Genomic DNA, 20,019 nt, shown 5'->3' on the forward strand with positions numbered 1-20,019 from the left:
TTCCCCTGGCGGCGTTGAGCTCGAGGATCGTCTCCTCGGTCTTCGGGTCGCGGAGCATCGCGCGCGAGCTCGCGGGCGGGTCGGTCACGTCACGATGGGCTCGTCGGCGTCGCGCGCCTCGCCCGCGCGCACGCGCGCCGGCGCGACGCGACGAGGAATCTCGGCAGGCCGCCGCTCCCGCAAGGCGTGGCGGCGTGGCGGCGTGGCGGCGGGACAGGTCGTCCCGCCCACGACGGCCGCGCTCGTGCCGGCATGAACGGCGTTGCGAGAGAGGAAAATCCGCGCTTCCGTTGTACGATCCCACGCTGGCGGCGCGCCGATGAGCAGCGGACGATCCTCGAGAGACCCGGTGGAGCACAGCCCGCTGATCGCGGCCTGCTCGCCCGCGGGGCTCTACGTCGCCGCGCTCGACGGCGAGCTCATCGATTGCAACGAGGCGCTCGCCGGTCTGCTCGGTTACGGCTCGCGCGAGGAGGCGCTCGCTGCCCGCGAGCTCACGCTCCCGTGCGTCGCGGGCGGCGCGGGCGCGGGGCCCTCGGGCGCCTCCGGGATCGAGGGCGTTCTCATGCGCCGGGACGGCTCGGCCGCCCGGGTGCTGAGGACCGAGACCGTCACCGAGGAGCGCGGGGCGCGGCTCGTGGTGGGCGCGATCGTCGACCTCTCCGCGTCGCGCTGCACCGAGGACCGCCGGCGCGATCTCTCGGAGGAGCTCCGCCAGGCGCAGAAGATGGAGGCGGTGGGGCGGCTCGCGGGCGGGATCGCCCACGATTACAACAACCTGCTCGCGATCATCCTGAACTACACGAGCCTCGTGATGGAGGAGCTCGACGAGCAGAGCCCTGCGCAGAAGGATCTCGCCGAGATCCAGCGCGCCGCGCAGCGCGCGGCCTCGCTCACGCGGCAGCTGCTCACGGTGAGCCGGAGGGGGCTCGCGCAGCCGGTCGTGCTCGACCTCCGCGACGTCGTGCGCGGGATGGAGGGCGCGCTCCGCGCTGCCATGGGCGACGCGGTCGAGCTCGCGATCGAGCTCGGCCCCGTGGGCTGCCGGGTGCTCTCGGACGCAGGGCAGCTCGAGCAGGTGGTCACGAGCCTCGCGCAGAACGCGCGCGACGCGATGCCGGGCGGCGGCAGGCTGTCGATCGAGGCGCGCGCGGTCCGCGTCGGCGCCGCCGGGGGGGTGCACGACGCGCACCCGGCGATCCCGCCTGGCAGGTACGCGCGGCTCGTCGTGAGCGACACCGGGATCGGGATGAGCGACGACGTGCGGACGCGCGCCTTCGAGCCGTTCTTCACGACGAAACCGCGGGGGAAGGGGACGGGCCTCGGGCTCGCGACCGTGTACGGGATCGTCAAGCAGTGGCGCGGCCACATCGAGCTCGCGTCGCGGCCCGGCGAGGGCACGCGGGTCGAGATCTACCTGCCGCTCGCGGCGCGGCAGGCGTCCTCGCGGCGCGGGCGCGCGGCCGGCGCCGCGCCGCGCCCCGGCGCGGGGGGGACGGTGCTGGTCACGGACGACGAGGACGCGGTGGTCGCGCTCGCGTGCCGGATCCTCGCGCAGCACGGCTACACCACGCTGACGGCGCGCGGGCCGCGCGAGGCGGTGCGCATCTGCGAGGAGCAGCGAGGCCGCGTCGACCTCCTGCTCACCGACGTGCTGATGCCCGAGATGTCCGGCAGGGAGCTCGCCGAGCGCCTCGTGAAGCTCAGGCCGGAGATGAAGGTGCTCCTCATGTCGGGCTACACGGGCGACGCGCTCGACGATCCGCGCGCCGCCGCCCCTCGAGCCGCGGTGCTCGCGAAGCCGTTCACGGCCGAGTCGCTCCTGCGCGCCGTCCGCAGGGCGCTGAGGTGAGCGGGGCCGCGTGGCAGATCCCTACGGCGCCTCGCCCCGCTTGATGCCGTAGGCGCGGATCTTCTTGTGGAGGTTCGTGCGCTCGACGCCGAGCACCACGGCCGCGCGCGAGATGTTCCAGTCGAGGCTCGCCAGCACCTCGACGATGTAGCGGCGCTCGGCCCGATCGCGGAACTCGCGCAGCGTGAGGCGGGGGCGCTCCGGCTCGCTTCGGGCCGCGCCCGCGGGCGGCTCGGCCGCGCCTCCGGACGAGGGCGACGGGGGCGGGGGCGCGATCGAGCCCCCCCCGGCCGCGCCCTGCACGTCGTCCTCGAACGGGTTCTCGTGCGGATCCTCCGGGAGATCGGCGATCGTCACGACATCGCCGGAGAGGATCGCGGCGCGCTCGATCACGTTCTTGAGCTCGCGCACGTTGCCCGGCCAGCTGCGGCGCTCGAGCGCGGCGTAGACGGCCGGATCGATCGCCTTCTGCTTGAGGCCGTTCTCGTTGCAGAACGCCGCGATGAACGCGTCGGCGAGCGCGCGCAGGTCCTCCATGCGGTCGCGCAGCGCGGGGCTCTTGAGCGGGAACACCGCCAGGCGGAAGAAGAGATCCTCGCGGAAGCGCAGCGCGGCGACCTCGCGCGAGAGATCCTTGTTCGTCGCGGCGAGCACGCGGACGTCGACGTGCCGGCTGTGCTCGCTGCCGACGCGGCAGATCTCGCCCGACTGCAGGGCGCGCAGCACCTTGGCCTGGGCGGCGAGGTCCATGTCGCCGATCTCGTCGAGGAACAGCGTGCCGCCGTGGGCCTGCTCGAAGAAGCCCCGCTTCGGCCCGCTCGCCCCGGTGAACGCGCCGCGCTCGTGGCCGAACAGCTCGCTCTCGATGAGCTCGCGCGGGATCGCGGCGCAGTTGACCCGGACGAAGGGGCCCCGCGCCCGCGGCGAGAGCCGGTGGATGGCGCGGCTGATGAGCTCCTTGCCCGTGCCGCTCTCGCCCGTGATGAGCACGCTCGCCTTCGTGGGCGCGACGCGATCGATCTCCTTGAACAGCCGCTGCATCGCGGCGCTCTGGCCGATCATCTCGTAGCGCGACTGCACCTGCGCCTTCAGGTCCTCGACCTCCCGCGCGAGCCGCGAGTTCTGCAGGGCGTTCTTGACGCCCACGAGGACGCGCTCGCGGTTCAGCGGCTTCTCGAAGAAGTCGCAGGCGCCGAGCTTGACGGCCTTCACGGCGTCGTTGACGGTCGCGTGGCCGCTGATGACGATCACCGGGAGCTCGCGGGTGGCGTCGTCCTGGCGCACGCGCTGGAGGAGATCGAGGCCGTTCATGCCGGGCAAGAGCAGGTCGACCAGGGCGAGGTCGACGGGGCCGTCGCCGTGCGCGAGCAGATCGAGGGCCGCCTCGGCGCTCGCGGCCTCCGCGACCTGGTAGCCCTCGCCCTGCAGGACGAGCGCGAGGGTGCGGCGGATGTTGCGCTCGTCGTCCACCACGAGCACCGTGGGCGAGGCGGCGCCGCCCGGGTGCAGCGTCGGGGCGGGGGCCGCTGGCGAGGACGCCGGAGGGGGAGCGGGCATGGAGCCGACCATACCCCAGCTCCGCCGCACGCCACGACGCGGGAGCACGCACGCCACGACGCGGGAACCAGGGCGCCGAGCGCGTCGCCCCCGGCGGAAGCCCTGGCGCGCGGGCGCCGGATTGGCTACGAGGCCTGCTCGATGAGACCCTCCGCCGCTGTCCTCGCCCTCGCCGGGTGCCTCGCTGCCCTCGGCGGGCTCGTGGGCTGCGACTTCGAACTCAACGACGGCAGCACGGCCACCCTCACGTACACCGAGGACGCGCGCGCCGCCTACAACGAGGCGATGGCCGCCTTCCGGGCCAAGGACTGGGAGGACGCGCGCGCGCTCTTCGCCGAGGTCAAGCGGCGCTTCGCCTACAGCCGCTACGCCCGCCTCGCCGACCTCAGGATCGCCGACCTCGAGTTCGAGCAGGGCAAGTACACGGACGCCATCGCCGCGTACCGCGCGTTCATCCAGGAGCACCGGACGGATCGCAACGTCGAGTACGCGAAGTACAGGATGGCGAAGGCGCTCTTCCTGGACATCGACGACACCGTGTTCCTGCCGCCGGCCGAGGAGCGCGATCAGGCGACCACGCTCGAGGCCTACCGGGAGATCCGGACGTTCCTCCGGCAGTTCCCGCGCAGCCGCTACCGCGAGGACGCGGCGTACATGCTCGAGGTCGTGACGGGGCGGCTCGTGCGCCACGAGCTGTACGTGGCGCGCTACTACCTCAAGCGGGATGCGTTCGACGCGACCCTCGCGCGGATCGACTACGCGCTGCGGACGTTCCCGGGCTCCGGGCTCGATCCGGAGGCGCTCGTCCTCAAGGGGGAGACGCTCCTCAAGATGAAGAGGACGGACGACGCGCGCGCGGTGTTCGAGTCGGTCATCCGGGACTGGGGCGGGCCGTTCGCCGTGACGGCGCAGAGGTTCCTCGACGAGATGGGCGCCGGCGGGCAGCGCCGGGCGCCCGCCACGCGCGCCAAGGCGGCGTCGGATCCTGCGAGCGCGGGGGCGCGGCCGTGACGCAGACCGCCGGGCGACCGTCCTCCGGCGCCCGTTACGTGCTGGAGCGCTCCGACGCCGGACACGCGCCCGGCGAGGTCGTCTACCGCGGCCTCGTGCGGCTCCCCGACGCGGATGTCCCGATCGAGGTGCGGGTCGTGGAGGCGAGCGGCGCGGCCACGGCGACGGTCGACGCGGCCGCCGTCCCGCACGGCGGGCCGCGCCCCGAGGATCTCTGCCGGAGCGCAGCGGCCCTCGTGCGCAGCGCGACGAGGTCAGCGGACGCCCACGCGCGGCGGCTGCCCCGGAAGATCGTCCGCTGGCGCGGGTAGAGGCGGCCTCGGGCCAGGGCGTCCGGAGCGCTCCCGCGGCCGCGCGCCCGGGCCGTCGTCCACCGGCCGCCGACCATGCTAAAAGCGTCCCCACCATGTCCGAGAAAGTACCGATGACGCCCGAGGGACAAGCGCGCCTCCGTGAGGAGATGCGACGGCTGAAAGAGATCGACCTGCCGCAGGTGGTCAAGGACATCGGGACAGCCCGGGAGCACGGCGATCTCTCCGAGAACGCCGAGTATCACGCCGCCAAGGAGCGGCAGGGCATGATCGTCGCGCGGATCACGTTCCTCGAGCAGACGCTCTCGCGCGCCGAGGTGATCGATCCGTCGAAGCTCAGCGGCAGCAAGGTCCAGTTCGGCGCCAAGCTCAAGCTCGCGAACGTGGACACGGGCGAGGAGCAGAGCTTCCAGATCGTCGGGCCCGAGGAGGCCGATCTCAAGGTCGGACGCATCTCGGTCGCCTCGCCGCTCGCCCGCGCGCTGCTGGGCCACGAGGTCGGCGACGAGGTCCGCGTGATGATGCCGGCGGGGCCGCGCACGTACGAGATCCTCGAAGTCTCCTACGCATGACCGATCGCAACGGGGCTGCTCCGATGCGCCCGCGGGGCCATGGGGGCGGCCGGTTCCCCGGGGGGCCGACGCCCTCCGGTCGAGCCGCCCTGGGGAGCCGGCCTGGCACGACCGTCGGCGCGGAGGCGCTCGCGGGCGCGTCCGCCTCGCAGGCCGGGCTGAGCCGGCCTCCGGCGGCCCCGCGCCCGCAGGCCGGGCCGGCGCGCCCGTCCACGCCGGCGCCCGCCGCGAGCCGCGCCACGTTCGCGAGCGGGGGCTCCGACGCGCCCCCGCGCAAGCTGGAGACCGAGATCGGGTGGCGCATGGCGGACGCCTACCTCGCGCTCGCCGCGCTCGCGGCCGCCGAGCTCCTGGTCGTCGGGGCCTTGCGGTGGCGGGAGCTCGTCGGCCCGTACGAGCTCGCCCGCGCCCTGCGCGATCTCCTGCCGCTCGCGCTCGCGGCCGCGGCGCCGTGCGCGGCGCTCCTCGGCGCGGTGCTCGAGGTCACGATGCGCGCCGAGCGCGCGGCGTTCCGCGCCGTCGCGACGCTGCTCGCGGGGGCGTTCGGCGGCGCCGTGGCGTTCGGGGTCTCGACCGGGCGCATGCTCGAGGGGGGCCGGCGCGCGCCGTTCATCGCGGCGGTGGCGCTCGTCGGCGCCGGCGCGGCCTTCGCGCTCGCGCCGCGCGTCGCCCGGGCGCTCCGGCGGGCGCGCGCCGCGGACCTCGGCCGGTGGCTCGTGCTCGCGGTGGCCTGCGCGGTCGTCCTGCTCGAGATCGCGAACGCGCGCGTGCTGCCGCGGCTCTACCCCGCCTTCCACCTCGGCCTCGCGGCGCTGACGCTCGTGGTGGCGACCTTCGCGACGCCCGCCCTGCCCGCGCGGGCCGCCCGCGACGGGGACCGGGACGTGCGGCGCTCGCCGCGGCTCGCGCGCGCGGCGCTCGCCCTCGTCCTGTTCGCGTTCGGCGCCGCGCTCGCGCCCGGCGCGGCGGAGCGGCTCTCGTTCGCGGACAACATCCGGCTGATCTACGCGACGCACGGCCCGCTGCTCGGCCACGTGGTGGAGCTCGCCGCCGTGCTCTCGCCGCCGGAGCCGCTCGACGCCGCGCCGCTCGACGAGCGCGCGAGCGGGCACGCGATCGATCTGCGCGGGCGCGACATCGTGCTGATCAGCGTCGACGCGCTGCGGGCCGATCACGTGGGCGCGTACGGCTACGAGCGGAAGATCACGCCGAACATCGATCGCCTCGCGGCCGAGGGCGTGCGCTTCGAGGCGGCGTACACGCCGACGCCGCACACGTCCTACGCGGTGTCGTCGCTCATGACGGGCAAGTACATCCGCCCGCTCGTGCTGCAGGGGCTCGGGGAGGACTCCGAGACGTTCGCGCAGCACCTCCGCCGCTACGGCTACAAGACGGCGGGCTTCTACCCGCCGGCCGTGTTCTTCATCGACGGCGAGCGCTTCGGCGCGCTGCGGGATCGGGCGCTCGACTTCGAGTACCAGAAGATCGAGTTCGCGAGCGCGTCGCTGCGCGTCGAGCAGGTGCGGACGTACCTCGCCGGGCTCGCGCCGGAGCAGCGCGCGTTCCTCTGGGTGCACCTCTTCGAGCCGCACGAGCCGTACGAGGCGCACCCGGAGCACCCGCTCGGCGATCGCGACATCGACCGCTACGACGCCGAGATCGCGGTGGCGGACGCGGGCGTGGGCGCGATCGTGGCGGAGATCCGGAAGGGGCGGCCGAACGCGGTCGTGGTCGTCACGGCCGACCACGGCGAGGAGTTCGGCGAGCACGGCGGCCGGTACCACGGGACCACGGTGTACGAGGAGCAGGCGCGCGTCCCCCTCATCGTGAGCGCGCCCGGGCTGCTCTCGCCGCGCGCGGTCCGGGCGCCGGTGCAGCTCGTCGATCTCTTGCCGACGGTGCTCGCGGGGCTCGGCATCCCGCGGCCCGCGCGCGTGCGGGGCACCGATCTCGGGCCGCTGCTCGCGGGCGGCGACGAGGCGGCGGAGCAGGGCAGGGCGGCGCCGCCGGGCGGGCCGCCTCCGCTCCCGGGGTTCGCGTTCTCCGAGACGGAGACGCAGACCTTGCTCGCCAAGGGCACGCTGCGGCTCGTCTGCGCGCGCAAGATCGGCGCGTGCGCGCTCTACGACGTGGCGACCGACCCGCGCCAGCAGGAGGACATCTCCGCGCTGCGCCCCGCGGAGCTCGCGGCGATGCGCGCGGAGCTGCGCTCCGTCGAGGCGTCGCACGGGCGCTACGAGGTGCGCGGCCTGCGGAGGGAGGGCAAGGGGTGGCCCGACGCGCTCCGCCGCGGCATCGCGGGCGACGCCGACGCCGTGGTCGAGGTCGCGGCGCTGCTCGACGACGCCGACGTGGCGATCCGCCGCAAGGCGGGCGAGGTGCTGTTCGATCTGCGCCGCGCCGAGGCGGCGCCGTCGCTCCGGCTCGCGCTCGTGCGCGACGAGGACGACGAGGTGCGGCGCTGGGCGGCGCTCGCGCTCACGCGGCTCGGCGAGGGCGCGCCGCTCACCCGCGACCTCGTCGTCGATCGCGACCGCACGTGGCGGCGCCTCGCGGCGCTCGCGCTGGCGGAGTCGGGCGATCGCCGCGGCGACGACGTGCTCGTCGCGTGGCTGCGCGAGGCGGTGCGGGGCGCGGAGCGGGGCGACGGCGCCGCCGACGGCGAGCCGACCCCGTTCGAGCGGACGCGCGAGATCATCGACGCGCTCGCGAAGATCCGGGTGAAGGCGGCGCTGCCGCCGCTCATCGCCGCGCTCGGCGACGTGCGCCTCCGGCCGTACGCCGCCGCCGCGCTCGCGGCCATCGGCGAGGACGCCGCGCGGCCGGCGCTCGCCGAGCGGCTCGGCCAGGAGCCGTACCAGACCGCGCGCGTCGCGATCGCGGAGGCGCTGGTGAAGCTCGGCGCCGGCCCGGAGCTCCGGGCGCCGCTCCTGCGGATGCTGGGCACGCCCGATCCGCTGCCGGGGGGGCTCGGGTTCGCGCTGCGGGCCGACATCCTCGACCTGCTCGGCGGGCCGCGCGAGCGCGATCTCGGCCGCCTGCGCCGCTTCGCGAAGAGCGGCGTGGGGCTCGCCGTGGTGATCCCGAAGGCGGGCAACGGCAAGGGCGTGCGCGTGCTCTGCCGCGCGCGGACCGACGACGGCCGCCCCGGCGAGGTGCGCTTCGGCGCGCCCAAGCGCGGGGTGCTCCCGCCGAAGCGCGACGGCAACTCGCTCGTCCCGGCCAGGGCGCCGGAGCTCGATCCGGAGCGCGCGGTCACGCTCGCGATCCCTCCGGGGAGCGAGCCGACCGAGGCGTTCGCGACGCTGCCGCCCGCGGCGGGCGCGAAGCCGGGCCACTTCGGCAATTTCGTGGTGTACGCGACCCAGAACGTCGAGGTGTCCGCGTGCGCGGTCGTCCCGCTGAGCGACGAGATCCCGCCCCCGCCGCCTGCGCCCTGGTCGCCCGAGGAGCCCGGCGCGCGGCCGCGCTCGGGCGATGGAGCGCCGGACGCTCACCGGCCAGATTGACGCCGCAAGGCGCGCGGCTAGAGTCCGCCGCGTGTCGGACAAGGACCGAGAGCAGGCCGAGGAGAAATCCGCGCGGAGTGAGGGTGACGACGCTGCCACGCGGAGCGATGGCGACGAGGGCGGGGCCGCGGAGGCGGCCCCGGCGCGCCCGCCCCGCGGCGCTCCCGTGGTGAAGGGCGCTGGCGCCGAGGGCGACGACGAGGGCAGCCGCGAGGCCGCCCAGCGCGTCGCCGAGGCGCTCGGCGTCGGCGACGCGGAGGAGGCGTCCGCGCAGGCGGCGGACGAGGCGGCGGAGGCGGCGCCGAACCGCGCGGCCCGCCGCCGGGACGAGGCCGTCGCGCGTCGCCGCAAGAAGAAGGCGGCCGGCGAGGAGCTGCCCAAGGACAAGAACGCCCGCGCGAAGGAGCTGCTCGCGCGCCGCCGGGAGCAGGCCGCGGAGCGCCGCCCGGTCCAGCTCTTGCCGGGCGAGATGGTCGAGGACGCGCTCAGCCGCATGGCCAGCGGCGCCGGCCGGTGGGTCAAGAACAACTTCCACATCGTCCAGTGGGGCTTCCTGGCGGGGCTCGTCGCGCTCGGCGGCGCGCTCTTCTACATGTCGCGCTCCGAGAAAGAGGCGGCGGCGTCGTCGGCGGCGCTCGCGGCGGCCGTGGCCGCGGACCGGGGCAGGGTGCTCGCCGAGGACACGCGCTCCGACGAGGAGAAGGAGCTCGACGTCACGAGGACCTTCAAGACCGCGGAGGAGCGGTCGGACACCGCGCTCGCCGCGTACAACAAGGTCGTCGACGAGCACGCCGGCACCGGGGCCGCGATCCTGGCGAAGCTCGGGCAGGCCGGGGTGCTGCTCGACAAGAAGGACTACGCCCACGCGCTCGACGCGTACAGCGCCGTGGTCTCGTCGCCGCTCGCGGCGGCCGATCCGGACGTGAAGGGGCGCGCCATCGAGGGCATCGGCTTCGCGCGGGAGGGCAAGGGCGATCTGGACGGCGCCCTCGCGTCGTTCAAGGAGCTCGAGGGGATCGACACGAAGGGCTACAAGGAGCTCGCGCTGTATCACCAGGCGCGGATCCACCTGGCCAAGGGCGACAGCGAGAAGGCGAAGGAGCTGCTCAAGGGCGCGCACGAGAAGCTCCAGGCGCCGTCGGCCGACGGCCGCTCGTTCCAGTTCCTCGAGGCCGTCATCGAGGAGATGCTGCGCAAGATCGATCCCGCCGCGGCGCCGCCCCGCGCCATGCTCGGCGGCCCGAAGGGCCCGTCGATGACGCCGGAGGAGATCGAGGAGCTGATCCGCCGGGCGCGGGAGAACGCGGAGAAGAAGGCGGGCGATGCGCAGAAATAGCCGCGCGGCGGGGGCCGGCGTCGCGCTCCTGGCGCTCGGGCTCGGGTCGCTGAGCGGCTGCGGCAACGTGGGCGTCGCCGCGGCGCCCGACGCGCCGCTCTGGCTGCACCATCCGGGGGGCGCGCTGGGCATCACGATGCGCCGCGATCTCACCGCCGAGACGCGCAAGGTCGGCGAGGCGTACGAGCGCGGCCGTCCCGAGATCGACGCGCCACACCGGCGGGTCTTCGTCGGATCGCGCGATCACGGCCTGTACGCGGTGCGCGCCGACACGATGGACGTCCTCTGGCGGTTCGAGACGGTCGGCCCGGTGCAGAGCGAGCCGCTCTATGACGCCGCGTCGGACTCGGTCTACTTCGGCTCGAACGACGGCGCGCTCTACAAGGTGCGCGCGTCGGACGGAGCGCTGATCTACCGCTTCATGACCAACGCCGAGGTCACGCGGCGGCCTGTGCTGCGTGACGGCGTGCTCTACGTCACGAACGCGAACGACACGCTGATCGCGCTCGACGCGGCGACCGGGGCGATGCGCTGGCACCAGCACCGAACGCCGGCGTTCGGGATGGAGATCTCCGGGCACGCCGGTCCGGCGCTCGGGCGGGACAAGGTCTACGCGGCGTTCTCCGACGGGGTCGTGGCGGCGTACGACCTCAAGAACGGGTCCGAGCAGTGGTACATGGACCTGGCCGGCGAGGCCGAGCAGCGCGCGGGCGGTGAGACGCCGAAGTACCTCGACACGGACACCACGCCGGTCTTCGGCCAGATCGGCTCCAGCGACGTGGTCTTCGTGGCGGGCTACGCGGGCGGGGTCTTCGCGCTCGACGCCGAGGACGGGGGGCGGGTCTGGGTGAACGAGGCGGCGGCCGGCGTCACCGAGCTCCTGCTGTGGCAGCAGCCAGCCCACCCGCCGCGGAGCGGTGGTGGTCCGATCGTGCCCGAGCGGAAGGTGCTCCTCGCGTCGTCCGGTCTGACGGGCCTGTGGGCGATCGACCCCGCGGATGGCCGCACGATCTGGCACCGGGAGCTGCCCGAGGGCGGCATCTCGGCCCCGGTCGCGTTCTCCGGGGCGCTGCTCGTGACGACCACGCGCTACGGGATCTTCCTGTTCTCTCCGCTGGACGGGGCCGTGATCGACGGGATCGAGACCGGCGGCGGGATCGCGATGACGCCGGCGGCATACGGCCGTCGCGCCTTCGTCCTGACCAACGGCGGGGCGCTGCTGAGCCTCGATGTCGAGCCGCCGCCGCTCCCGAAGGGCTGAACGGGGGCCGCTGTTTCGCTGAACGGATGTCCTGGTGGACGTGCGCCAGCGGGCGCGGCTCGTGGCCGACCGTCGTCTCGGGCTGCGGGACGGGGGCTGCTGCGTACGCGAGCGTTCGGAAGGACGTCCGTCCGGTGGGTGGCCCCGTGGTGTTGGGTGAGGGCTAGCTCCGGCCAGAGCGCGCGCCGTGACCTTCGGGGCGGCCGAGGCGCGCCCGACCGGTCCGGCGCGCCGTGGGGCCAAGTTCCTGGATTTGCTTAGGAAAACCGGGGGAGACGCCCCTGCCCTCGGCCAGACTTGGATCGCATAAGAAACATTATGTCAACTCACGCGGCGGATGCCGGACCCCGACCCAGGTTGAGGCGAACCCGACCCAGGTTGAGGCGAACCCGACCCAGGTTGAGGCGAACCCGACCCAGGTTGAGGCGAACCCGAGCTCAGCTTGCGCCGAGGTCTCCGTCGCCCGGCTCCTCGAACGGCTTCGGCGCGATGGTCGCCCACAGGATGACCTCGCCGGGCCGGGTCAGCGGCCGCCCTGATGCCTTGCGCTCGCTGCGCCACGCCCTGACCTTCGCGGGCGCGTCGTCGCCGAGCCGCGCGAAGCCCGCCTTCCGGTAGAACGCCTGGGCCCAGCTCGCCCTCTCCCAGGAGCGCAGCACGATCTGCTGCATGCCGAGCTCCCCTGCGCGCTCGCGGAGCTCCTCGATCAGCCGCGTGGCGATGCCGCGCCTCTGGTGGTCCGGGTGCACCGAGAGCTCCTCGAGGTACGCGACCCCGGGCGCCTCGTCGCGCCACGCCAGGTAGCCGACCACCTCATGGTCCACCTCGGCGACGCGCACGTCGTGCTGCCGCGTCAGCGCGACGAGATCGGAGAGCGTCCGCGCCGGGACCTCCGCCGCATCGAAGCCGATGTCGTGGTACATCGCCGTGCAGGCCTGCTCCAGCGCGACGAGCGCTGGCAGCTGAGCTTCCTGGAGCCCGGTCATGCGGATGCGCCGCGGGGCGGTCCGTTCGTCATGCATGCCCCAAGGCTACCGCCGATGCCCAGGGACACCCCACTTCTTGCCGATCCGCAGCCCGGCGCGGCCGCGGCTCAGCCGCGCAGCTGGAGCAGCCGCGCGATCGTCTCGCCGTCCGCGGCGCTCAGCGGAACGAAGATCCCGAGCGCCGCGCCCCTCGGCGGCGCATTCCTCCCGTCCATCGGAACGAGCCGGAGCTCCCCGGCGCTGGAGATGCCGATCACCGCCATGCGCAGCGCCGGCAGCGGCTCGATCTGCGCCGCGGGCAACCTCGGCGGAGGCGCCTGCCACGCCCCGTCGAACGGCGGCTCGCGCTCGCCCCACGACGGCTCCGCCGAGGCGCTCTCCCGGTTGTCCTTGGCCGCCACGCGCAGCCAGGACGCCGCCGGCCCCTCGGCGCGCTGGCCCTGCGCCGCCCCCGAGGAGGCCATCGTCAAGGTCGGCTCGCCGTGCTGGTCCGCGGAGTCGTCGTCTCCTCCGTCCGGCGCGACCCAGCCCGCGCGCTCGTCGAGCGCCTCGGCCCCCATGGGCGCGCCCGCCGGAGCGGCGGCGCGCGCCGCGCCGCGCTCACCGTTCCCCGCGCGCTCTCCCTGGCCGAGCAACGGGGTCTCCTCGTCCGGATCCTCGGTCCGATGCGCCCGCAGCGCGCGCTGCACCTGGCCGCTCAAGGTCCGCCGCGTGGTGCCCTCGTCGTCGCTGTCGCTCCAGTCCCGCTCGCGCCGCTCGGTCACCTCCGACGAGCTCACGCCGACCGGGGTCGCCCCCTGATGCATGAGGGCGACGGCGAGGTCCGTCGGCACCGTCTCGCGTTGATCGGCGGCGAGCTCGCCCTCGATCGGGGGCTGCTCCGCGCTCGCGCCCTGGAGCGCAGCGCCCGGCGCGCCCTGCCCCCGCTCCTGGCTCGCGCTGGCCGGGAGGTGCTTGACCGCCGGCACCTCCTCGGTCACGGCCGTGGTCGACGACATCCGCTCGTTGCTCGACGCCGCGAACCCGACGAGCGCGCCCGCCCTGGCCAGGGCGGCCCGACCGTGCGCAACGGCCGTCGAGGTGGCCCCCGCCGGAGGGTCGCCGACCCGCGGTGCCGCGGCGGGATGAGCCCCGCGCCCGGCCACGGGCTTCGCCGGCACCGCGCCCCACCCCGGCGCGACCGGCTGCGGCGGGCGGCCGAGCCCCGCCCCAGGCCTGAGCGCGCCGGCGTCGCGGGGCGGCGGCCTCGCCGAGGAGGGCGCCGGCGGAGCGCTGCCCGCAGGCGCGCGGACCGATGGCGCCCGAGGGGGCGAGCTCGCGCTTGCGCCGCCGCGCTCGGTCCGCCCCGCGTCCACGCCCGCGGGCGGCCGCGACGGATGTGCCGCGTGCGCTGCCGCCACCGGCGCGCCCGGCCAGGGCGGCGGCGTGCTCGTCGCCGTGGCGCCCGACGAGAGCGGCGGCGCGCTCGCGGTCGGCGCGGCGGCGCCCGCCGCCGCCGGGGCCGCGTCGCTCGCCGCGATCTTCTGCGCGACCTCCGCGGCGGCCTTGAAGAGCTCCAGCGCACGCAGGTCCGCGTTGGCGTCCGAGGCCTGCTCCGCGGCGCGGCGCAGCCACCTCAGCGCTTCCTCGCGCTCGCCGCGGCCCCACAGGGCGGTCGCGGTCGACAGCGCCCAGTGCACGTCTTCGTCGTCTTCGTCGTGCGGTGGCGGGATCGAGCGCTGGCTGTCTTCCATGAGGCCTCGTCGAGCAGGTCGCTCCCCCTGTTATCACGACTCCAGCACCGCCGTCTCCATCGCGCGCGGGCGTCCTTCCCCGCGCGATCATTCCATTTCGCAGCGCTCCGTTCTCCGTTCTGCGCCGCGCCGCGCCCGTCTCACCGCTTCCGTGTCGTCCCTTTCCGCAGCACGGGTGCCGCTGTGCTCCCCTGCCCTCCTGCGCTCGCGCCCCCGGCTGCGATCTGCCTGCGCCGCTCCCGCGCGGTGCGCCTGCCCTCGCCGCCTCGCACGGTGACGGCGCCGTGCTCCTGTGTCCGAGCGCTTCGCCCCGGGAGCCGACGAGATCCACCCCATCCGGCGCCTTCGCGCGCGAACTTGAGGTTGGCGTCCGCTTCGTGGCACCCTGGCTCCACGGGACCTCCTTCGTGACGTCCGAGAGCGGCGGCGCTGCGCCGCTCCGGCAGACGCCGAGGCCACGAGCCTCCAACGTAACGGCGGGCACTCGATCTCTACCCCTCCAACTCCGCCTCCCTATCTAGGACCACTGCGTGCAGATCCTGTCGGACCTCAAGCCTGGAGACACGCTGGGCCGTTACGAGATCCTCATGCCGGTCGCCCGGGGCGGGATGGCGGCTGTCTGGGCGGCGCGCCTCGTGGGGTCCCGCGGCTTCCAGAAGATCGTCGCCATCAAGACGATGCTGCCGGACCTCGGCGACGATCCCGCGTTCGAGGCGATGTTCCTCGACGAGGCGCGGCTCGCGTCGCGCATCCGGCACCCCCACGCCGTCGAGATCGTCGAGCTCGGCGACGAGAACGGCGTGCTCTACATCGTGATGGAGTGGGTCGACGGCGACACGATCTCCACGCTGAACAAGCAGGTGAGATCGACCGGGGGCATCCCCCTGCCGATCCTCCTCCGCATCGCCTCGAGCATCTGCGCCGGCCTGCACGCCGCGCACGAGCTCCGCGACGACCAGGGGAGGCTCGTCGACCTCGTGCACCGCGACATCTCGCCGCAGAACGTGATGGTGTCCTTCGACGGCATCGTGAAGATCGTCGACTTCGGCGTGGCCAAGGCCACGGGCCGCCTGCACGAGACGCGCGTCGTCGGCCAGCTCAAGGGCAAGATCCCGTACCTCTCGCCGGAGCAGCTCACGTCGGGGAAGGTCGATCGGCGCTCCGATATCTTCTCGCTCGGCGTCCTGCTGTACACGACCCTCAGCGGCTACCACCCGTTCCGCGGCCGGACGGACGCCAAGACCATGGAGAACATCCTCAAGTTCGCCCCGGTCCCCCTGCGCGAGCTCGTGCCGGACGTCCCCTTCGATCTCGCGGTGGCGATCGAGCGCGCGCTGGCCAAGGACCCGGCGGACCGCTGGAACGACTGCGCGTCGTTCCAGCGCACGCTCGACCAGATCGCGATCTCGCTCGGCACCCCGGTCACGGACGGCGACGTCGGGCGCTTCATCCGCGACACGCTCGGCGGCATCGTGGACGAGCGCCGGAGGAAGCTCGCCGCGGCGATCCAGCTCGCGGACGGCCGCATGTCGTCGCGCGTCGAGCCCCGCGCCGCGGCCTCGCAGCGGGGCGACCGGCGCGGGAGGCACGCGCACCCCGGGAGCACCCCCCTCCCCGCCACCTTCGCCGGCATCCTCCCCGTCGCCCTCGACGACCCGCCCCCCAGGTCCGCCGCGGCCGCGCCGCCGTCCTCCAGGCGCGCCGCGCCGATCACGTCCGCGCCGCCGGCGCTCGTCACCCCGGCGCCCCGCCCCCGGCGGCGGTGGCGCCGCCGCGTCTTCCTGGGCGTGACCACGCTCCTGCTGCTGCTCTGCGGCGCCGCCTTCGCGGCCCGCGCCGGGCTCCTGCCCGTGCCCGGCGAGGTGCACGACGTCCTGCGCGAGGGGGGCGAGGCGCTGCGCGACGGGCGCGATCTGCTCCGCCGCGGGCTCGAGCGGCTCAGCGCCCTCCTCTCGGACTAGGCGGAGCGCGCGGCCGCCGGCGAGGCGGACGCGGACGGGCGCGGCCCTGGAGCGCGGGGCGCCGGGCGTCCGCGGGCCCGCCGGAGGTCAGTCGACCTTGACCCCCGGCTCCGGCAAGCAGACCCCGAGCGCGCAGAGCAGCAGGTTGACGTCGCCGGCCGCGCAATAGACCTGCCGCGTGCAGTAGTCGTCGTAGCCGCAGAGCTGGTGGCAGGACGCCTCGTTGCCGAGCGCGCCGGTGAACGTCATGCACGACCAGCCGCTCGAGAGCCACAGCCCCTCGGGCCGCTTCGTGTCGAAGAGGCACCGGTCCGCGCGCGCCTCCGGGTCGAACACCTCGGCGGTGCAGGCGTCGCCCCCGGAGAGCTTGCTCCGCGCCGCGGACGTCGTGTTGAGCAGGTACGTCACGTCGCACGCGCGCTCGGCGGGCGACTCCCGCACGATCCGGGCGCGCAGCTCGTCCCTCTTCGCCGCGTAGGCCCGCACGGCCCGGATCGCGCTCGTCATCTTGTTGTTGCCGTCGTCGGGGTCCGTCCCCTCGGCGAGCGCCGCGAGCACCCGCTCGACCAGCTGCTCCGCCTCCGGATCGGCGCCCGCCGAGCCGTCCTTCGCGTAGCCGAGCCGGATGTACGAGGCCGGCGTGCGCGGCGTGCACACCTTCGCGTGCGCCCAGAGCTCCTCGCTCACGATGGGCGGCCGCTTCGTGAACGGCTGCTTGCAGACGCCCACCGAGCCAGGCGGCAGCGAGCCCGAGGCCCGCGGCGTCGGCTGCCCCGGGCCCTCGTTGACGTACTCGGTCGACGCGCAGCCCACGGCGCCCACGGTGGCGGACAGCGCGAGCAGGCAGCTCACCGAGAGAGCCGCGACGCAGCGATGAGGAACGATTCCCACGGCCGCACGGTAGCAGAGCCGGCGCGCGAGCAGAAATTCTCGCCCGAGGGGCTCCCCGCGGGGGCTGGCCGGCGCCCCTCCCCGCCGGCCGCATCCCCGGGGCGCCCCGCGGGCCCGGGAGGGGCGCTACAGGCCCACGCTGGACTGCTCGATCAGGTCGTCGACCACGGCCTCGAAGCGCCCCGTCCGGGCGTAGACCGCGAGCTGGCGATCCGCGCTGGTCCCCTCGTCGAGGATCCCCCGGATCCGCGCCAGCTCGTCCTGGGTCCCGAAGATCTCCGCCGACTCCTGCACGAACTCGAGCAGCTCGCCGACGAGCAGGCGGACGGGGACCTGCTCCTGCTTGCCGAAGTCGATGAGCTGCCCGTCGATGCCGTAGCGCACGGCGCGCCACTTGTTCTCCTCGATGAGCTCCTGCCGGTACTCGCGGAACCCGAGGTTGCGCCGGTAGAGCAGGTAGAGCTTGCCCATGAGGGCCTGGACGAGCGCCGCCAGCGCGACCGTGTCGTCGAGGCGCGTGGGCATGTCGCAGATCCGGATCTCGACCGTGTCGAAGAACGGGTGGGCGCGCACGTCCCACCAGATCTTCTTCGCGTTGTCCATGCAGCCCGTCCTGACGAGCAGATCGACGAAGCGCTGGAAGTGGCCGTACGACTCGAAGCGGCCCGGGATCCCGGTGCGCGGGAAGCGCTTGAAGATCTCGCAGCGCGTGCTCTTCAGGCCCGAGGGGCGGCCGAGCCAGAACGGCGAGCTCGTCGACAGCGCCAGGATGTGCGGGAGGAAGTAGCGGACCTGGTTCGCGAGGGCCATCGCGACCTCGCGGTCCCGGACGCCCACGTGCACGTGCAGGCCGAAGATGAGGTTGGCGCGGGCGACGTCCTGCAGATCCTCCACGATGCCCCGGTAGCGCTCGCCGTCGGTGATCTCCTGCGTCTTCCAGTCGCTGAACGGGTGCGTCCCGGCGGCGACGATGCGCATCCCCCCTTGCTGCGCGAGCACCTTCAGGCTGCCGCGCAGCTCGACGAGCTCGCCCCGCGCCTGCCGGATGTCGCGGCAGATCCCCGTGCCCGCCTCGATGACCGACTGGTGCATCTCCGGGCGGACCCGCTCGCGCAGCAGCCTGTGGCCCTTGCCCCCCTCGATCAGCTCGCTCACGTACGACCGGAGCTCGCGCGTCTCCGCGTCGACGATCTGGAACTCCTCCTCGATGCCGAGCGTGAACTGGCCGTCGAGCAGCCCCTCCACGTCGGTCATGTCGAGGCCCCGAGCCGCGCCCTCTCCACGCCGGGGCGGACGAGCTTCGACCAGGGATACCTGTCGCGCGTCCGCCGGTCGCCGCGCGCGCGCTGGACGGCGAGCTCCACCATCCAGTCGACGGCGATGTTGAAGTACCGCTCCCGCAGGTGCTCGATGTGCATGTCGGGCGCCGGGTTCGTGAAGTCGATCGCGTAGGGGATCCCGTCCCTGATCGCGAACTCGACCGAGTTCATGTCGTAGCCGAGCGCCCTGTTGAGCTTGATCGCGTCCTCGATCACGCGATCGTGCAGCGCCTTCGGGAGCCACCGCTCGTCGTCGTGCTGCACGTAGCAGCCGCGGAGCCCGGTGGGGCCGATCGCCTTCGGATCGTACTGGATCGGGAGGATGCGCTCCTGCCCGACGCAGATGCAGCGGACGTAGTCGTCGAAGTCGATGTACTCCTGCAGGGTCATGACGTTCTGCCCCGAGGCGTTGTAGGCGGCGAGCAGCTCCTGCCGGTCCCGCACCACCGACACGTCCTTCCAGCCGCCGCCGTCCGCGGGCTTGAGGATCGCGGGGAAGCGCACGTAATCGACGATCGCCTCCCAGTTGAGCGGGTACTCCAGGTTGCGGAGGCTGCGCTCCTTGACGATCGCCGGGATGTAGTCGTGCTGGGGCAGCATGACGGTGCGCGGCGTCGCGACGTCGATCTGCGACGCCAGCGAGTAACCGAAGAACTTGTCGTCCGCGCTCCACCAGAACGGGTCGTTGATCACGTACGCTCCGCCGAGCGCGGCGGCCTTCAGGTGGTAGCGGTAGTGCTTCACCTCCTGGCTGATCCGGTCGATGAGCACGCGATACGGGCTCTCGAAGCGCTCGGGCGTGCCGCCGATCTTCGCGATCTCCGCCCGGACGCCCGGGATCTTGTTGCACCTCTCGAGGAAGGCCTGCGGGAAGGACTGCTCCCATCCGACGAGGATGCCGATTTTCTCCGCCATACGTTCCCTGTCTCCTCCACCCACGCGCACCGACGCGTGCCTGCGGCCACCGCCGCGGGCGCGGAGCCTACCGCGGATTCTCAGGAATTTTACGTTAGAAGTGTACGAGCGACCTGGCTCTGCCCGCGGGCAAATGGCCCTGCCTGTCGGCTCGTCCGAGCGCGCTTCGGGCGCGATCGGCCGGGGGGCCGGGGGGCCGGGGACGGAGCCCTCGCAAAAATAGTTGTTGACGGACGCGGCTCGGCGAGTAGAGTCGCGCACCTCTCCGACGGGGCGGGTAGCTCAGCGGCAGAGCGTCGGCCTTACAAGCCGGTGGTCGCAGGTTCGACCCCTGTCCCGCCCACCCCCTGGGTTAGGGACCTGGGCAAGCAGTGTGGATGCGAGTTTGAGTCTGGGGTGGTAGTTAAGTTGGTTATAACGCCGGCCTGTCACGCCGGAGGCCGCGGGTTCGAGTCCCGTCCACCCCGCCAGCTTTCTTCCGTATCTCTTGGAGTCGCCTGTCCCCTTGAGCCTCCTTCGTCGCGCCTGTGCCCTCGTGCGCAGCGCAGCGGCGGCGCCGCGCTCTGAGGGGGTCGGCTCGAACAGTCTGCCCGCGCGCGGGTGGGGTGCTCGACGCCGCGCACGCTCGTCCAGCTCTCGATCGAGAGCGGGTCTGGGGTGGTAGTTAAGTTGGTTATAACGCCGGCCTGTCACGCCGGAGGCCGCGGGTTCGAGTCCCGTCCACCCCGCCAACTTCCTCCCGCATCGCTCGGGTGACGCGCGACCGCGCGCCCTCCCCGTCTTCGTCACCGCCCGCGACCGCGCG

14 protein-coding genes and 3 tRNA genes are annotated in these 20,019 nt (G+C 73.9%); 11 read left to right on the top strand and 6 right to left on the bottom strand.

Annotated elements, in window-relative coordinates; genetic code table 11:
• Positions 1-349 precede the first annotated feature (349 nt).
• Positions 350-1,852, top strand: coding sequence for an ATP-binding protein (locus tag WMF31_RS20415; protein WP_436603556.1), 1,503 nt, complete (start codon positions 350-352; stop codon positions 1,850-1,852).
• A 21-nt stretch (positions 1,853-1,873) separates the two neighbouring features.
• Here WMF31_RS20415 and WMF31_RS20420 read toward each other — a convergent pair whose 3' ends face one another.
• Positions 1,874-3,409, bottom strand: coding sequence for a sigma-54-dependent transcriptional regulator (locus WMF31_RS20420; RefSeq protein WP_129347870.1), 1,536 nt, complete (start codon positions 3,407-3,409; stop codon positions 1,874-1,876).
• 141 nt (positions 3,410-3,550) lie between these two features.
• Here WMF31_RS20420 and WMF31_RS20425 point away from each other — a divergent pair, with 141 nt between their 5' ends.
• The 6 genes from WMF31_RS20425 to WMF31_RS20450 all read left to right on the top strand — a co-directional run bounded on the left by WMF31_RS20425 (position 3,551) and on the right by WMF31_RS20450 (position 11,409).
• On the top strand, positions 3,551-4,420 hold the full coding sequence (locus WMF31_RS20425; protein WP_436603557.1) for an outer membrane protein assembly factor BamD: 870 nt from the start codon (positions 3,551-3,553) through the stop codon (positions 4,418-4,420).
• Entirely contained in the window at positions 4,417-4,731 is a 315-nt protein-coding gene (locus WMF31_RS20430) for a hypothetical protein (protein WP_436603558.1), read from the top strand. The genes WMF31_RS20425 and WMF31_RS20430 overlap by 4 nt, the downstream gene beginning before the upstream one ends.
• 95 nt (positions 4,732-4,826) lie before the next feature.
• Complete coding sequence (gene greA, locus WMF31_RS20435; protein WP_129347867.1) at positions 4,827-5,303, top strand: transcription elongation factor GreA; 477 nt, start codon at positions 4,827-4,829, stop codon at positions 5,301-5,303.
• Positions 5,300-8,812, top strand: a complete 3,513-nt coding sequence (locus tag WMF31_RS20440) for a sulfatase-like hydrolase/transferase (RefSeq protein WP_436603559.1) — start codon at positions 5,300-5,302, stop codon at positions 8,810-8,812. Before greA ends, WMF31_RS20440 begins: the two co-directional genes overlap by 4 nt.
• A gap of 31 nt (positions 8,813-8,843) precedes the next feature.
• Entirely contained in the window at positions 8,844-10,148 is a 1,305-nt protein-coding gene (locus WMF31_RS20445) for a hypothetical protein (protein ID WP_436603560.1), read from the top strand.
• Positions 10,135-11,409 carry an outer membrane protein assembly factor BamB family protein gene (locus tag WMF31_RS20450; RefSeq protein ID WP_436603561.1) on the top strand — a complete coding sequence of 425 codons (1,275 nt, stop codon included), beginning with the start codon at positions 10,135-10,137 and terminating at the stop codon, positions 11,407-11,409. The genes WMF31_RS20445 and WMF31_RS20450 overlap by 14 nt, the downstream gene beginning before the upstream one ends.
• A 437-nt stretch (positions 11,410-11,846) precedes the next feature.
• Here WMF31_RS20450 and WMF31_RS20455 read toward each other — a convergent pair whose 3' ends face one another.
• Positions 11,847-12,431 (bottom strand): GNAT family N-acetyltransferase, encoded by a 585-nt coding sequence (locus tag WMF31_RS20455; RefSeq protein WP_436603562.1) that lies wholly within the window; start codon positions 12,429-12,431, stop codon positions 11,847-11,849.
• A 71-nt stretch (positions 12,432-12,502) separates the two neighbouring features.
• Positions 12,503-14,128 carry a hypothetical protein gene (locus WMF31_RS20460; protein ID WP_436603563.1) on the bottom strand — a complete coding sequence of 542 codons (1,626 nt, stop codon included), beginning with the start codon at positions 14,126-14,128 and terminating at the stop codon, positions 12,503-12,505.
• A 530-nt stretch (positions 14,129-14,658) separates the two neighbouring features.
• Between WMF31_RS20460 and WMF31_RS20465 the strand changes: the two genes are divergently transcribed.
• On the top strand, positions 14,659-16,089 hold the full coding sequence (locus WMF31_RS20465; RefSeq protein ID WP_436603564.1) for a serine/threonine protein kinase: 1,431 nt from the start codon (positions 14,659-14,661) through the stop codon (positions 16,087-16,089).
• Between the two features lie 87 nt (positions 16,090-16,176).
• On the opposite strand, the gene WMF31_RS20470 is transcribed toward WMF31_RS20465, so the two are convergent.
• The 3 genes from WMF31_RS20470 to WMF31_RS20480 all read right to left on the bottom strand — a co-directional run bounded on the left by WMF31_RS20470 (position 16,177) and on the right by WMF31_RS20480 (position 19,214).
• Positions 16,177-16,980 (bottom strand): hypothetical protein, encoded by an 804-nt coding sequence (locus WMF31_RS20470; RefSeq protein ID WP_436603565.1) that lies wholly within the window; start codon positions 16,978-16,980, stop codon positions 16,177-16,179.
• A gap of 126 nt (positions 16,981-17,106) precedes the next feature.
• Positions 17,107-18,234, bottom strand: a complete 1,128-nt coding sequence (locus WMF31_RS20475; RefSeq protein ID WP_436603566.1) for a carboxylate-amine ligase — start codon at positions 18,232-18,234, stop codon at positions 17,107-17,109.
• On the bottom strand, positions 18,231-19,214 hold the full coding sequence (locus tag WMF31_RS20480; RefSeq protein WP_436603567.1) for an ATP-grasp domain-containing protein: 984 nt from the start codon (positions 19,212-19,214) through the stop codon (positions 18,231-18,233). The genes WMF31_RS20475 and WMF31_RS20480 overlap by 4 nt, the downstream gene beginning before the upstream one ends.
• Before the next feature lie 271 nt (positions 19,215-19,485).
• On the opposite strand from WMF31_RS20480, the gene WMF31_RS20485 reads away from it, so the two are divergent.
• From WMF31_RS20485 to WMF31_RS20495, 3 genes are all read left to right on the top strand, one after another.
• Positions 19,486-19,557, top strand: a tRNA-Val gene (locus tag WMF31_RS20485).
• 50 nt (positions 19,558-19,607) lie between these two features.
• Positions 19,608-19,684, top strand: a tRNA-Asp gene (locus tag WMF31_RS20490).
• A gap of 184 nt (positions 19,685-19,868) precedes the next feature.
• Positions 19,869-19,945 (top strand) — tRNA-Asp (locus WMF31_RS20495).
• The last annotated feature ends 74 nt before the right edge of the window (positions 19,946-20,019 follow it).

The sequence above is a fragment of the Sorangium sp. So ce1036 genome (genome assembly GCF_051369805.1).
Taxonomy (GTDB): Bacteria; Myxococcota_A; Polyangia; order Polyangiales; family Polyangiaceae; genus Sorangium; species Sorangium cellulosum_F.

Coding starts and splice junctions, on each gene's coding strand:
- WMF31_RS20420 (WP_129347870.1), bottom strand. CDS start 3,409: ATGCCCGCTCCCCCTCCGGCGTCCTCGCCAGCGGCCCCCGCCCCGACG.
- WMF31_RS20425 (WP_436603557.1), top strand. CDS start 3,551: ATGAGACCCTCCGCCGCTGTCCTCGCCCTCGCCGGGTGCCTCGCTGCC.
- greA (WP_129347867.1), top strand. CDS start 4,827: ATGTCCGAGAAAGTACCGATGACGCCCGAGGGACAAGCGCGCCTCCGT.
- WMF31_RS20440 (WP_436603559.1), top strand. CDS start 5,300: ATGACCGATCGCAACGGGGCTGCTCCGATGCGCCCGCGGGGCCATGGG.
- WMF31_RS20450 (WP_436603561.1), top strand. CDS start 10,135: ATGCGCAGAAATAGCCGCGCGGCGGGGGCCGGCGTCGCGCTCCTGGCG.
- WMF31_RS20455 (WP_436603562.1), bottom strand. CDS start 12,431: ATGCATGACGAACGGACCGCCCCGCGGCGCATCCGCATGACCGGGCTC.
- WMF31_RS20460 (WP_436603563.1), bottom strand. CDS start 14,128: ATGGAAGACAGCCAGCGCTCGATCCCGCCACCGCACGACGAAGACGAC.
- WMF31_RS20475 (WP_436603566.1), bottom strand. CDS start 18,234: ATGACCGACGTGGAGGGGCTGCTCGACGGCCAGTTCACGCTCGGCATC.
- WMF31_RS20480 (WP_436603567.1), bottom strand. CDS start 19,214: ATGGCGGAGAAAATCGGCATCCTCGTCGGATGGGAGCAGTCCTTCCCG.